Annotated in this window: 11 protein-coding genes and 1 pseudogene; 11 read left to right on the top strand and 1 reads right to left on the bottom strand. The window is 74.0% G+C overall.

Annotation, left to right across the window (positions count from 1 at the left end):
* Positions 1-61: 61 nt before the first annotated feature.
* The 8 genes from ACW14Y_RS10125 to ACW14Y_RS10090 all read left to right on the top strand — a co-directional run bounded on the left by ACW14Y_RS10125 (position 62) and on the right by ACW14Y_RS10090 (position 8,745).
* The gene (locus ACW14Y_RS10125) at positions 62-1,174 is read left to right on the top strand and encodes a quinone-dependent dihydroorotate dehydrogenase (RefSeq protein ID WP_380309943.1); all 1,113 of its coding nucleotides are present in this window, start codon (positions 62-64) and stop codon (positions 1,172-1,174) included.
* Positions 1,175-1,221: 47 nt separating this feature from the next.
* Entirely contained in the window at positions 1,222-2,055 is an 834-nt protein-coding gene (pyrF, locus tag ACW14Y_RS10120; protein ID WP_380309941.1) for an orotidine-5'-phosphate decarboxylase, read from the top strand.
* Positions 2,056-2,414: 359 nt separating this feature from the next.
* Positions 2,415-2,741 (top strand): integration host factor, actinobacterial type, encoded by a 327-nt coding sequence (gene mihF / locus ACW14Y_RS10115; protein ID WP_030056187.1) that lies wholly within the window; start codon positions 2,415-2,417, stop codon positions 2,739-2,741.
* Positions 2,742-2,790: 49 nt separating this feature from the next.
* Complete coding sequence (gmk, locus tag ACW14Y_RS10110) at positions 2,791-3,348, top strand: guanylate kinase (RefSeq protein WP_043471804.1); 558 nt, start codon at positions 2,791-2,793, stop codon at positions 3,346-3,348.
* 39 nt (positions 3,349-3,387) lie between these two features.
* On the top strand, positions 3,388-3,654 hold the full coding sequence (gene rpoZ, locus ACW14Y_RS10105) for a DNA-directed RNA polymerase subunit omega (RefSeq protein WP_030240625.1): 267 nt from the start codon (positions 3,388-3,390) through the stop codon (positions 3,652-3,654).
* 217 nt (positions 3,655-3,871) lie between these two features.
* Positions 3,872-5,107, top strand: coding sequence for a bifunctional phosphopantothenoylcysteine decarboxylase/phosphopantothenate--cysteine ligase CoaBC (coaBC, locus tag ACW14Y_RS10100; protein ID WP_380309939.1), 1,236 nt, complete (start codon positions 3,872-3,874; stop codon positions 5,105-5,107).
* A gap of 152 nt (positions 5,108-5,259) precedes the next feature.
* Entirely contained in the window at positions 5,260-6,468 is a 1,209-nt protein-coding gene (metK, locus tag ACW14Y_RS10095; RefSeq protein WP_380309937.1) for a methionine adenosyltransferase, read from the top strand.
* Positions 6,469-6,591: 123 nt separating this feature from the next.
* On the top strand, positions 6,592-8,745 hold the full coding sequence (locus ACW14Y_RS10090; protein ID WP_456986594.1) for a primosomal protein N': 2,154 nt from the start codon (positions 6,592-6,594) through the stop codon (positions 8,743-8,745).
* A 568-nt stretch (positions 8,746-9,313) separates the two neighbouring features.
* On the opposite strand, the pseudogene ACW14Y_RS10085 reads toward ACW14Y_RS10090, so the two are convergent.
* A pseudogene (locus tag ACW14Y_RS10085) lies at positions 9,314-9,665 on the bottom strand (hypothetical protein); the annotation flags it as partial.
* Positions 9,666-9,906: 241 nt separating this feature from the next.
* Between ACW14Y_RS10085 and def the strand changes: the two are divergent.
* From def to ACW14Y_RS10070, 3 genes are all read left to right on the top strand, one after another.
* Complete coding sequence (gene def / locus ACW14Y_RS10080; RefSeq protein ID WP_380312292.1) at positions 9,907-10,452, top strand: peptide deformylase; 546 nt, start codon at positions 9,907-9,909, stop codon at positions 10,450-10,452.
* 104 nt (positions 10,453-10,556) lie between these two features.
* Complete coding sequence (fmt, locus tag ACW14Y_RS10075; protein WP_456986593.1) at positions 10,557-11,504, top strand: methionyl-tRNA formyltransferase; 948 nt, start codon at positions 10,557-10,559, stop codon at positions 11,502-11,504.
* A 265-nt stretch (positions 11,505-11,769) separates the two neighbouring features.
* Positions 11,770-13,236: an RsmB/NOP family class I SAM-dependent RNA methyltransferase gene (locus tag ACW14Y_RS10070; RefSeq protein WP_456986592.1), complete on the top strand. Its 1,467-nt coding sequence runs from the start codon at positions 11,770-11,772 to the stop codon at positions 13,234-13,236.
* Positions 13,237-13,282: the final 46 nt, after the last annotated feature.

Genomic DNA, 13,282 nt, shown 5'->3' with positions numbered 1-13,282 from the left:
CCGCAGTGGGGGGCACCAGTACCGCCGGGTGCCCCCCACTTCCATGCCCTGGGAGGACTTTGTGTACAAGCTGCTGTTCGACCTCGTGTTCAAGAAGATGGACCCGGAGAAGGCCCACCACCTGGCCTTCTTCTGGATCCGGCTGGCCTCCTCGGTGCCCGGCCTGCGCGGCCTCGTCCGGCTGGTGCTGGCCCCGCGCGACCGGGCGCTGCGCACCGACGCCCTCGGCCTCGCCCTGCCGGGACCGTTCGGCCTGGCGGCCGGCTTCGACAAGAACGCGGTCGGCATCGACGGCCTGTCGATGATCGGCTTCGACTACGTCGAGATCGGCACCGTCACCGGCGAGGCGCAGCCCGGCAACCCGCAGCCGCGACTGTTCCGCCTGGTCGAGGACCGCGCGCTGATCAACCGGATGGGCTTCAACAACCAGGGCTCGGCCCGGGTCGCCGCCCGGCTGGCCGCGCGCCCGCACACCAGCTCCACCCCGGTCGTCGGCGTCAACATCGGCAAGACCAAGCTGGTCGAGGAGGCCGACGCGGTCGCCGACTACGTGAAGTCCACCGAGCGGCTCGCCCGCTTCGCCGACTACCTGGTGGTCAACGTCAGCTCGCCGAACACCCCCGGGCTGCGCAACCTCCAGGCCGTCGAGCACCTGCGCCCGCTGCTGAGCGCCGTGCGCGAGGCCGCCGACCGCACCACCCCGCACCATGTGCCGCTGCTGGTCAAGATCGCCCCCGACCTGGCGGACGAGGACATCGACGAGGTCGCCGACCTGGCCCTGGAACTGGGCCTGGACGGCATCATCGCGACCAACACCACCATCGGCCGCGAGGGCCTGCGCAGCGACGCCGCCCGGGTCGCGGAGATCGGCATGGGCGGACTGTCCGGCGCCCCGCTCAAGGAGCGCGCGCTGGTGGTCCTCCAGCGGCTGCGCGCCCGTACCGGCGGCCGGCTGACGCTGGTGTCGGTCGGCGGCATCGAGACCGCCGAGGACGCCTGGCAGCGGATCGTCCACGGTGCCGACCTGGTGCAGGGCTACAGCGCCTTCGTCTACGAGGGCCCGTTCTGGTGCCGGCGCATCCACAAGGGCCTGTCGGCGCGCCTGCGGGCCGGCGGCTTCCGCAGCCTGGCCGCGGCCGTCGGCAGCGCCGTCGACGACCGCACGGCCGCCTGAACCCCTCCTCCCACGCCTCTTCTCCCACGCCCCTCCGGAAGGACGTCATGACCCTCGCCCCCTTCGGCGCCCGGCTGCGCCACGCCCTCGACACCCGCGGCCAGCTCTGCGTGGGCATCGACCCGCACGCCTCCCTGCTCGCCGCCTGGGGCCTGGAGGACACCGTCGCGGGCCTGGAGACCTTCAGCCGCACCGTGGTCGAGGCGCTGGCCGACCGGGTCGCCGTGCTCAAGCCGCAGGCCGCGTTCTACGAGCGCTTCGGCTCCCGGGGCGTCGCCGTCCTGGAGCGGTCGGTCGAGGAGGCCAGGGCGGCCGGCGCGCTCGTCCTGATGGACGCCAAGCGCGGCGACATCGGCTCCACCATGGCCGCCTACGCGGAGGCCTTCCTGGCGCCCGGCAGCCCGCTGTTCTCGGACGCCGTCACGGTCAGCCCCTACCTGGGCTTCGGCTCGCTGCGCCCGGCGCTGGACCTGGCGCGGGCGAGCGGCGCGGGCGTGTTCGCGCTGGCGCTCACCTCCAACCCGGAGGGCGCGGAGGTGCAGCGCGCGGTCGGCGCCGACGGCGAGCCGGTCGCCGCCTCGGTGCTGCGCCAGCTGGCCGGGGAGAACGCCGGGGCCGAGCCGCTGGGCTCCTTCGGCGCGGTGGTCGGCGCGACCCTGGCCGACGCCGGGGTGGACCTGGCGATCAACGGCCCGCTGCTGGCCCCCGGCATCGGGGCGCAGGGCGCGACGATGGCCGATCTGCCGCGGGTGTTCGGCGCCTCGGTGCGCAACGTCGTCCCGAGCGTCAGCCGGGACGTGCTGAAGCACGGCCCCTCGGTGGAGGCGCTGCGTTCGGCCGCCGACCGTTTTGTCCAGGAGTACGCCGAAGCGGTCAAGTAGCGGGCGGTGTCGCGGGGTTCGCCCCGGCGGACGCTCCGCAGCACCCCCGTGACGGGTTGCGACGGGGGAGGCGGGACGGCGGCCCGACGTGAGCGCCGTCACATCGGTGCCGCCAAAGCTTCGCAATCACGGTCATTTTGCCCCGGAAAGTCCTGGTCGGCCTTGGCTGACCAGGACTTTTCGTGTTCTTTTCCTGACGCGGCGCCGCAATCCGGGTAGTGTCCGGCGATAGGTCAACGAAGAGCCGCGAATTCTGCTGCTCTCGCAGGTCAGGGGCGGCGCGTCGCTCTCTGGCCGGTGTCCTGGGAACCACAACAGTCCTAGTTCAATCCCTTCCATCCACACCTGAGGTGAACGGCGTGGCTCTTCCGCCCCTTACCCCTGAACAGCGCACCGCCGCGCTCGCGAAGGCCGCCGAGGCTCGCCGGGAGCGCGCCGAGGTCAAGAACCGGCTCAAGCACTCCGGCGCCTCCCTGCACGAGGTGATCAAGGCCGGCAAGGCCGACAACGACGTGATCGGCAAGATGAAGGTCTCCGCCCTGCTGGAGTCCCTGCCGGGCGTGGGCAAGGTCCGCGCCAAGCAGATCATGGAGCGGCTCGGCATCTCCGAGAGCCGTCGTGTCCGTGGCCTCGGAACGAACCAGATCGCCTCCCTGGAGCGGGAGTTCGGCGGCGGTGCCGCCTGACCGTGCCCCCGTGGTCCCAGGATCGTCCGCGATCCGGGATAATCGGTGCATGAGTGAGCGTCCGCGGCTGACCGTGCTCTCCGGCCCCTCGGGGGTCGGCAAGAGCACGGTCGTCGCTCATATGAGGAAGCAGCACCCCGAAGTCTGGCTCTCGGTGTCGGCGACGACCCGCCACCCGAGGCCGGGCGAGCAGCACGGGGTCCAGTACCACTTCGTCGACAACGACGAGTTCGACAAGCTGATCGCCAACGGCGAGCTGCTGGAGTGGGCCGTTTTCGCGGGCAACCGCTACGGCACCCCCCGGGCCGCGGTCCAGGAGAAGCTGGAGCGCGGCGAGCCCGTGCTGCTGGAGATCGACCTGCAGGGCGCCCGCCAGGTGCGCGAGTCCATGCCCGAGGCGCAGCTGGTCTTCCTGGCTCCGCCGAGCTGGGACGAGCTGGTCCGCCGGCTCACCGGCCGGGGCACCGAGCCGCAGGACGTGATCGAGAAGCGGCTGGAGGCTGCCAAGATCGAACTGGCGGCCGAGCCGGAGTTCGACACCACCCTGGTCAACACCTCCGTCGAGCAGGTCGCCACTGAACTGCTAGCCTTGCTCGGTGTAGGCTGACCTGTTGTCTTTTTTTCCACCCTTTCGGAAGGTTTTCGCGTGTCCTCTTCCATGACCGCGCCCGAGGGCATCATCAACCCGCCGATCGACGAGCTGCTTGAGGCCACCGACTCCAAGTACAGCCTGGTCATCTACGCGGCCAAGCGTGCGCGCCAGATCAACGCGTACTACTCCCAGCTCGGCGAGGGCCTGCTGGAGTACGTCGGCCCGCTGGTCGACACCCACGTGCACGAGAAGCCGCTGTCGATCGCGCTGCGCGAGATCAACGCCGGCATGCTGACGGCCGAGGCGATCGAGGCCGCCTGAGGCGTCACCGCGTCTGCGGAAGGGCCCGTCGGAGTTCGCTCCGACGGGCCCTCCGTCTTTTCCGCTCCCGGTGGTGCCGTGCTGTCCCGGCGGCCGGGGCCCGCCGCGGTGGCGGGTGTTCCTCCCGGCGGCCGGGCGGGGTGCCGCTGTGCGGGTGATCGTCGGCGGGCCGTAGGGTTGGCGGGCATCTGGGACCGCCACGAGGAGAGCAGGCGACATGAGCGGCAGCACGGAGCGGACGGGCGCACCGCGCGTCGTCCTCGGCGTCAGCGGCGGCATCGCCGCGTACAAGGCGTGCGAGCTGCTGCGGCGGTTCACCGAGTCCGGCCACCAGGTCACCGTGGTGCCCACCGCGGCGGCGCTGCACTTCGTCGGCGAGGCGACCTGGGCGGCCCTCTCCGGCCGCCCCGCGGCCACCGAGACCTGGGACGACGTGCACGAGGTCCCGCACGTGCGGATCGGGCAGAACGCCGACCTGGTCGTGGTCGCCCCCGCCACCGCCGACCTGATGGCCAGGGCCGCCCACGGCCTCGCCGACGACCTGCTGACCAACACCCTGCTCACCGCCCGCTGCCCGGTGGTGCTGGCGCCCGCGATGCACACCGAGATGTGGGAGCACCCCGCCACCCGGGAGAACGTCGCCACGCTGCGCCGCCGGGGCGTGATCGTGCTGGAGCCCGCCAGCGGGCGGCTGACCGGCAAGGACACCGGCAAGGGGCGGCTGCCGGAGCCGTCCGCGATCTTCGACGCCTGCCGGGCCGTGCTCCGGTACGGCGGCGAGCGGGCCGACCTGGCCGGCCGGCACGTGGTGGTCTCGGCCGGCGGCACCCGCGAACCGCTCGACCCGGTCCGCTTCCTCGGCAACCGCTCCTCCGGCAAGCAGGGCTACGCGCTCGCCGCGACCGCCGCCGCCCGCGGTGCGCGTGTGACGTTGATCTCGGCCAACGCGGGGCTGCCCGACCCGGCCGGGGTGGATGTGGTCCGGGTGGCCACCGCGCTGGAACTGCGGGACGCGGCGCTGAAGGCGGCCGAGGACGCGGACGCCGTGGTCATGGCCGCGGCGGTGGCCGACTTCCGGCCCGCGGTCTACGCCGCCGGCAAGATCAAGAAGGTCGAGGGCGTCGAGCCGGCGCCGGTCGCGCTCGTCCGCAACCCCGACGTGCTCGCCGAGCTCGCCGCCCACCGCACCCGTTCGGGCCAGTTGGTGGTGGGATTCGCGGCGGAGACCGACGACGTCCTCGCCCACGGCCGCGCCAAGCTCGCGCGAAAGGGCTGCGACCTGCTGGTGGTCAACGAGGTGGGGGACGGAAAGGCCTTCGGGCAGGACGTCAACGAGGCCGTGGTACTGGGCGCGGACGGCACCGAGACCCCCGTTCCGGTGGGCCCGAAGGAGGCTCTCGCGGACGTCGTCTGGGACCTGGTCGCGGAACGGCTAGAACTGCGCGCCCATTGATCCCAAGGGGTGGGCACACGGTCTTCGATTCCGGAATCACGTGACGTTTCCCGGAAGCCGACCGTTACACTCCAGGAATCAAGTCTTTCCGGAAGTCCCCGGTTCCGACCGGGGCCTTTCAGTCAGCAGCCGCTGCAACCCCAGGGAGCGCTGTGTCTCGCCGCCTGTTCACCTCGGAGTCCGTGACCGAGGGACACCCCGACAAGATCGCTGACCAGATCAGCGACACCATTCTTGACGCTCTCCTCCGCGAGGACCCGACTTCCCGGGTCGCGGTGGAGACGCTGATCACCACCGGCCAGGTGCACGTGGCCGGCGAGGTGACCACGAAGGCTTACGCGCCGATCGCGCAGCTCGTCCGGGACAAGATCCTGGAGATCGGCTACGACAGCTCCAAGAAGGGCTTCGACGGCGCCTCCTGCGGCGTTTCCGTCTCGATCGGCGCGCAGTCGCCGGACATCGCCCAGGGCGTCGACACCGCGTACGAGGCCCGGGTCGAGGGTGACGAGGACGACTTGGACCGGCAGGGCGCCGGCGACCAGGGCCTGATGTTCGGCTACGCGTCCGACGAGACGCCCGAGCTCATGCCGCTGCCGATCACCCTGGCCCACCGCCTCTCGCGCCGCCTCACCGAGGTGCGCAAGAACGGGACCATCCCCTACCTGCGCCCCGACGGCAAGACCCAGGTCACCATCGAGTACGACGGCGACAAGGCCGTCCGCCTCGACACCGTGGTGGTCTCCACCCAGCACGCGAGCGACATCGACCTGGAGTCGCTGCTCACCCCGGACATCCGCGAGTTCGTCGTGGAGCCGGAGCTGAAGGCGCTCGCCGAGCAGGGCATCAAGCTCGTCACCGAGGGCTACCGGCTGCTGGTCAACCCGACCGGCCGGTTCGAGATCGGCGGCCCGATGGGCGACGCCGGCCTCACCGGTCGCAAGATCATCATCGACACCTACGGCGGCATGGCCCGCCACGGCGGCGGCGCCTTCTCCGGCAAGGACCCGTCCAAGGTGGACCGCTCGGCCGCGTACGCGATGCGCTGGGTGGCGAAGAACATCGTCGCCGCCGGCCTCGCCCGCCGCGCCGAGGTGCAGGTCGCGTACGCGATCGGCAAGGCCGAGCCGGTCGGCCTGTTCGTGGAGACCTTCGGCACCGAGACCGTGCCGGTCCTCTCGATCCAGAAGGCCGTCACCGAGGTGTTCGACCTGCGTCCGGCCGCGATCATCCGCGACCTGGACCTGCTGCGCCCGATCTACTCGCAGACCGCCGCGTACGGCCACTTCGGCCGTGAGCTGCCGGACTTCACCTGGGAGCGGACCGACCGGGTGGAGCAGCTGAAGAAGGCCGTCGAGGCCTGATCGGCTCATAGGATCGTTTGACGGCAGGTGGTGGCCGCCCGGCTCTCCGGGCGGCCACCACCTGCCGTTTTGTCGGTGGACCTGCTGCTGTTCTGTCGGTGGGACCTGGTAGGACTGGGTGCGATGAGCAGCAGGCAGGGGAGTGACGAGGACGGCGGGGCGGTGGCGGGCGAGGAGGCCGAGGGCGCGGGGGTGGTGAGCGAGGACGCCGGGGACGGCGGGGCGCCGGAGCAGCTGGCGTTCATCCGGGAGACGGTCCGGCGGGCCAAGCCGCGCAGCTGGCGCGGGGCCAAGCGGGCCGAGCACCTGCCGGTCGCCCGGGTGGTCGTCGACAAGGGCGTGCTCACCATCGACAAGTTCTTCGACTACGAGGTGCCGGCCGCGATGGCGGAGGAGGCCCGGCCCGGTGTCCGGGTCCGGGTCCGCTTCGGCGCCCGGGTGGTCAAGGGCCAGCGCGAGGGCGGCGAACTGCACGACGGATTCATCGTCGCCCGGCTGGAGAAGAGCGACTTCGCGGGGCCGCTGGCGCCGCTCGCGCAGGTCCTCTCGCCCGAACCGGTGCTCACCCCGCAGCTGCTCCGGCTCTGCCGCACCGTCGCCGACCGGTACGCCGGCACCCTCGCCGACGTCCTGCAGCTCGCCGTGCCGCCCCGGCACGCCAAGGCGGAGGCCGAGCCCTCGCCGCCGGCGCTGCCCCGCCCGGACGCGCCCGCGCCCGGCGGCTGGTCCCGCTACCCGGCCGGGCCGGACTTCCTGGCCTCGCTGGCCGGCGGCGGGGCGCCGCGCGCGGTCTGGACGGCCCTGCCCGGCCCCGGCTGGCCCTACGAGATCGCCCGGGCCGTCGCGGCCACCCTGGCGAGCGGGCGCGGCGCGCTGGTCGTGGTGCCCGACGGCCGTTCGGTGGCCAGGGTCGACCGGGCGCTGACCGAACTGCTCGGCGAGGGCCGGCACGCCGTCCTGGCCGCCGACCTCGGCCCGCGCGAGCGCTACCGGCGCTGGCTCACGGTCAGCCGGGGCTCGGTGCGCGCCGCCGTCGGCACCCGGGCGGCGATGTTCGCGCCCGTGCACGACCTCGGGCTCGTGGTGGTCTGGTCCGACGGCGACTCCAGCCACTGCGACCCGCGCGCCCCGCACCCGCACGTGCGCGAGGTCGCCCTGCTGCGCGCGGCCGAGGAGGGCGCGGCGGTGCTGCTCGGTGGGCACGTGGTCACCGTCGAGGGTGCCCAGCTGGTGCGGACCGGCTGGGCCAGGGCGCTGACCGCCGACCGGGAGACCGTCCGCCGGACCGCGCCCCGGGTCCGCACCGTCACCGACCTCGACCAGCACCGGGACGCCGCGGCGCAGGCCGCCCGGCTGCCCTCGATCGCCTGGGAGGCGGCCCGCGAGGGCCTGGCCGCCGGTGGTCCGGTGCTCATCCAGGTGCCCCGGCGCGGCTACGTCCCCCGGTTGGCGTGCGGGCGCTGCCGCACGCCCGCCCGCTGCCGGCGCTGCGAGGGCCCGTTGGAGGCGGCCGGGGCCGACGCGCCCCTGCACTGCGGGTGGTGCGGCGAGGAGGAGCGGGACTGGCACTGCCCGGAGTGCGGGTCGTTCCGGCTGCGGGCCCAGGTGGTGGGCGCCCGGCGGACGGCCGAGGAGCTCGGCAAGGCGTTCCCCCGGATCCCGGTGCGGACCTCCGGGCGGGACGCGGTGCTGACCACGGTGCCGGACGAACCGGCGCTGGTGATCTCCACCCCCGGGGCCGAGCCGGTCGTCGAGAGCGGCGGCGGGTACGCGGCGGCGCTGCTGCTGGACGGCTGGGCGCTGCTCGGCCGCCCCGACCTGCGGGCCGGGGAGGAGGCGCTGCGGCTCTGGCTGACCGCCGCCGCGCTGGTCCGGCCGTCGGAGGAGGGCGGGACGGTGGTGGTGGTCGCCGAGCCGACCGCGCGGCCGGTGCAGGCGCTGGTGCGCTGGGACCCGCTCGGGCACGCCGGGTTCGAGCTGGACGAGCGGGCTCAGCTGCACTTCCCGCCGGTGGCGCGGATGGCCTCGGTCACCGGCAGCCCGGCGGCGGTGGCGGACCTGCTGAACCTGGTCCGGCTGCCGCCGGACGCGGACGTGCTCGGGCCGGTGCCGGTGGCGGCGCTGCGGGGGGAGGAGCAGGAGCGCGCGCTGCTGCGGGTGCCGCCCGGGCAGGGGGCCGCGCTGGCGGCGGCGTTGAAGGCGGCGCAGATCGCGCGGATCGCGTTGCGGACGCCGGAGGTGGTGAAGGTGCGGATCGATCCGACGGACATCGGCTGAGGGGCGGTCCGGCGGGGGGTGCGGTGTCGCGTGCGGCGTTGCGTGGGGTGCTGCGTGCGGTGCTGCGTCCGGGGTTGTGTGCGGTGCTGTGTGCGGCCGCGCGGTCGTGTGTTCGGTGGTGGTCGCCGGACAGCGGGTGAGGGGCGCGGCGTTCCTGCGCGGCCCTCACCCGGCGTCCGGGTGGTGCGTCAGCCGCGCAGGGGGACGCCGGAGCGGTCCAGGGCGGTGCGGTCGAGGGCGGTGCGGTCGAGAGCCGCTCGGTCGCCGGTGCCGCGGTCGACGGCCCCTCGGTCGAGCGCGGCGCGCTCCAGGGCGGTGCGGTCGAGGCCGCCCTGGCGGGCCGCCGGGACGGTGGCGGCCAGGCCGGTCGGGGCGGGGGAGCGGTCCCGCTCCACCACCGGGTGGCCCGGGGAGGTGTGTGCCGGGGTGGTGTGGGCCGGCGGGTGGCCGGCCGCGGCGTGCTGCGGGGTGTGGGTCGCGGGGTGCGGCGCCGAGTGGCCGGGGAGCTCCTCGGAGCGGTCCGGCCGGCTCGGGTTGGGCACCGTCCCGCTCGCCGCCAGCAGCTCGCCGGTCGGCCGCCGCATGCCGTAGCGGCGGTGCACCGCCTGCTTGGTCACCCCGAGGGCGGAGCCCACCGAGTCCCAGGAGAACCCCAGCGCGCGGTCGAACTCGACCGCCGCCGCCACCAGGGTCTCCACACTCTCCCGCAGTTCCTGCGCCAGCCGCACCGTCGGCGCGGGGGCTCGTCCGTACACCACGAAGCCCGCGGAGGTGCTGGGTCGACGGGGGCGGTAGACGTTGCCCAACTGGGCGGTGAGCGTCCGCAGCGCGTCGACCTGCCGCCTCACCCGCTCGATGTCCCGCACCAACAGGTGCAGGCTCGCCCGCGCCCGGGCGTCGTGGTTGATCTGCTCGGCCATGGCCTACGTGCCGCCTTCCGTACGGTTCACTCGACCGGAGCGCCCTTCCCGCGCGCTCCGGCCACGGTCAATCCCCCTTGACCAACGCCGGACCGGCCACCGGGGTCACGCAGGCAGGGGGAGCGGGATATGCCAGAACCTCGTGCGGGCGGATTGCATAGACTTGCCGACGGCCGCGCGCAGCCCGCCCGGCCGTGCGTTTCCAGCAGTCGGCACCCCGACGGACAAGGAGCCCGTGCCCGTGGCGATCCAGCCGATCCGAATCTTCGGAGACCCTGTCCTGCGCGCCACCGCCCAGCCCGTCACCACCTTCGACAAGGAACTCCGCACCCTGGTCGGGGACCTCACCGAGACCATGCTCGACGCTCCCGGGGCCGGTCTGGCCGCGCCTCAACTCGGCATCTCGCTGCGGGTGTTCACCTACCACGTGGACGGCGTCACCGGGCATCTGATCAATCCCGACCTGTCGCTGAGCGAGGAGGAGCAGGACGGCCCCGAGGGCTGCCTCTCGCTCCCCGGCCTGCGCTACGACACCCGGCGCGCCTACGGTGTGGTCGCCCGCGGCTTCAACATGTACGGCGACCCGGTCACCGTCGAGGGCACCCAGCTGCTGGCCCGCTGCATCCAGCACGAGACCGACCACCTGGACGGCATCGTCTTCATCGACCGTCTCGACCCGGAGCAGCGGAAGGCCGCGCTCAGGGCGATCCGGGAGACGGACTGGGGCTCCGGTCCGCTGCCGGTGGTCAAGGTCTCCCCGCACAGCACCTTCGGCGGGGCGCGCTGAGCGTCTGAGCGTCTGAGCGCCTGCCCGGCTGTTCCCGGTCTCCGCCGGGTCTCCTCCTGATCTCGTTCGATCGACGTCAACTCCGCACTGCAGAAAGGCACTTGATGCGCCTCGTGTTCGCCGGCACCCCCGAGGTCGCCGTTCCCGCCCTGGACGCCCTGCTCGCCTCCGACCGGCACGAGGTCGTCGCGGTGGTCACCCGCCCCGACGCCCCCTCCGGCCGGGGCCGCAAGCTCGTCGCCAGCCCCGTCGCCCAGCGCGCCGAGGAGGCCGGGATCGAGGTCCTCAAGCCGGCGAAGCCGAGCGACCCGGACTTCGTCGCCCGGCTCACCGAGCTCGCGCCCGACTGCTGCCCGGTCGTCGCCTACGGCGCCCTGCTGCGCCCCGGCACCCTGGAGATCCCGAAGCACGGCTGGGTCAACCTGCACTTCTCGCTGCTCCCCGCCTGGCGCGGCGCCGCACCCGTCCAGCACGCGGTGATGGCCGGCGACGAGGTCACCGGCGCGTCCACCTTCCTGATCGAGCAGGGCCTGGACTCCGGCCCGGTCTACGGCGTGATCACCGAGGAGGTCCGCGCCGCCGACACCAGCGGCGACCTGCTCGGCCGGCTCGCGCACTCCGGCGCCCGGCTGCTCGCCGCCACCATGGACGGCATCGCCGACGGCAGCCTGCACGCCGTCCCGCAGCCCGTCGAGGGCATCACCCTCGCTCCGAAGATCACCGTCGAGGACGCCCGGATCGACTGGACCGCGCCCGCGCTCCGGGTCGACCGGGTGGTGCGCGGCTGCGCCCCCGCGCCCGGCGCGTGGACCGAGTTCCGCGGCGAGCGGCTCAAGGTCACCGGCCCGGTCACCCTGGTGCCGGCCTCCGCCGATCTCGCCCCGGGCGAGCTGGCGGTCGGCAAGAACAGCGTCCGGGTCGGCACCGGCAGCCACGAGGTCGAGCTGGGCGAGGTGCGGCCGCAGGGCAAGAAGGCCATGCGGGCGGCGGACTGGGCGCGCGGCGCGCGGATCGAGTCCGGCGAGCGCCTGGGCGAGCGCCCCGCGGAATGAGCCGCGGAGTGCCGGGCCGGGCGGGGCGGCGTGCACTTTGCAAAGTGTCCGAGGACTTTGCAAAGTGCACTTTGCCAAGTGCGCGCCGACGCCCGGAGCGCGGACACCCGGACGTCCGGACATCCCCGGAGAGGGCGTCCAGGAGCGCCTCCGGGAGCGCGTTCGGGACTGCGTCCGGGAGCGGCGCGAGCTGAGCCGGTCCGCTTTTCGCGTTACTGTTCGAGAGATCACGACATAACCTCCGTAGCACCTTGAGGCACATCCCATGAGCACGTCCCACAGCAATTCCGGCACCACTTCCGGCGCGTCCGGCGGAAAGCGCGCCCCGCGCCCGCACCGGCGCCCGAAGAAGGACCCCGCGCGAATCGTCGCCTTCCGCGCCCTGCGGGCCGTCGACGAGCGCGACGCCTACGCCAACCTGATCCTCCCCTCGCTGCTCCGCGAGGCCGAGCAGAAGGGCATGGACCGGCGCGACGCGGCACTCGCCACCGAACTGGTCTACGGCACCCTCCGGCTCCAGGGCACCTACGACGCGGTCATCGCCGCCTGCATCGACCGCCCGCTCAGCAAGGTCGACCCGCCGGTCCTCGACGTGCTCTCGCTCGGCGCCCACCAGCTGCTGACCACCCGCATCCCCAGCCACGCCGCCGTCTCGGCCACCGTCGAACTCGCCCGGGCGGTGCTCGGTGACGGCAAGGCCAAGTTCGTCAACGCCGTGCTGCGCCGGATCAGCGCCCACGACCTCGACACCTGGCTGGAGCAGGTCGCCCCGCCGTACGACAAGGACGCCGAGGACCACCTCGCCGTCGTGCACTCCCACCCGCGCTGGGTGGTCGCCGCCCTGTGGGACTCGCTCGGCCGCTGGCGGCCCGGCGCAGCCGGGCGCGAGGCGATGGAGGAACTGCTCCGCGCCGACAACGAGCGCCCCGAGGTCACCCTGGTGGCCCGGCCCGGGCGGATCGCCGTCGGCGAGCTGACCGAGGCCCTGCCGGAGGCCGAGCCGGGCCGCTGGTCCCCGTTCGCGCTGCGGCTCGCCGAAGGCGGCGACCCGGGCTCGCTCCCGGCCGTGCAGGACAACCGCGCCGGCGTCCAGGACGAGGGCAGCCAGTTGGTCGCCCTCGCCCTCGCCGCCGCGCCGCTGGACGGCCCGGACCGGCTGTGGCTCGACGGCTGCGCCGGCCCCGGCGGCAAGGCCGCGCTGCTCGCCGCGCTCGCCGCGGAGCGGGGCGCCGCGCTGGTCGCCAGCGAGAAGCAGCCGCACCGGGCCCGGCTGGTCGCCCGCACCCTGGCCGGCAACCCCGGCCCGTACACCGTGATCGCCGCCGACGGCACCCGGCCGGCCTGGAAGTCCGGCGGCTTCGACCGGGTGCTCGTCGACGTGCCGTGCTCCGGCCTCGGCGCCCTGCGCCGCCGGCCGGAGGCCCGCTGGCGTCGCCGGCCGGCGGACGTCGCCGCCTTCGGGCCGCTCCAGCGCGACCTGCTGCGCTCGGCCGTCGAGGCCACCCGGATCGGCGGCGTGGTCGGCTACGCCACCTGCTCGCCGCACCTCGCGGAGACCAGGGCGGTCGTCGACGACGTGCTGCGCGAGGTGGGCGGCCGGGTCGAGTGGATCGACGCCCGGCCGCTGCTGCCCGGCGTTCCGGCCCTCGGCGACGGCCCGGACGTCCAGCTCTGGCCGCACCTGCACGGGACGGACGCGATGTACCTGGCCCTGCTGCGCCGCACGGCGTGACGGCGGAGTCCACCGGGGCCCGGGCGCAGGCGCCGGGAACGGCCGG

The organism is Kitasatospora sp. cg17-2, assembly GCF_054031055.1.
This window is presented reverse-complemented; position numbering and strand designations above follow the sequence as displayed.

Coding starts and splice junctions, on each gene's coding strand:
- pyrF (WP_380309941.1), top strand. CDS start 1,222: ATGACCCTCGCCCCCTTCGGCGCCCGGCTGCGCCACGCCCTCGACACC.
- gmk (WP_043471804.1), top strand. CDS start 2,791: ATGAGTGAGCGTCCGCGGCTGACCGTGCTCTCCGGCCCCTCGGGGGTC.
- coaBC (WP_380309939.1), top strand. CDS start 3,872: ATGAGCGGCAGCACGGAGCGGACGGGCGCACCGCGCGTCGTCCTCGGC.
- ACW14Y_RS10090 (WP_456986594.1), top strand. CDS start 6,592: ATGAGCAGCAGGCAGGGGAGTGACGAGGACGGCGGGGCGGTGGCGGGC.
- fmt (WP_456986593.1), top strand. CDS start 10,557: ATGCGCCTCGTGTTCGCCGGCACCCCCGAGGTCGCCGTTCCCGCCCTG.
- ACW14Y_RS10070 (WP_456986592.1), top strand. CDS start 11,770: ATGAGCACGTCCCACAGCAATTCCGGCACCACTTCCGGCGCGTCCGGC.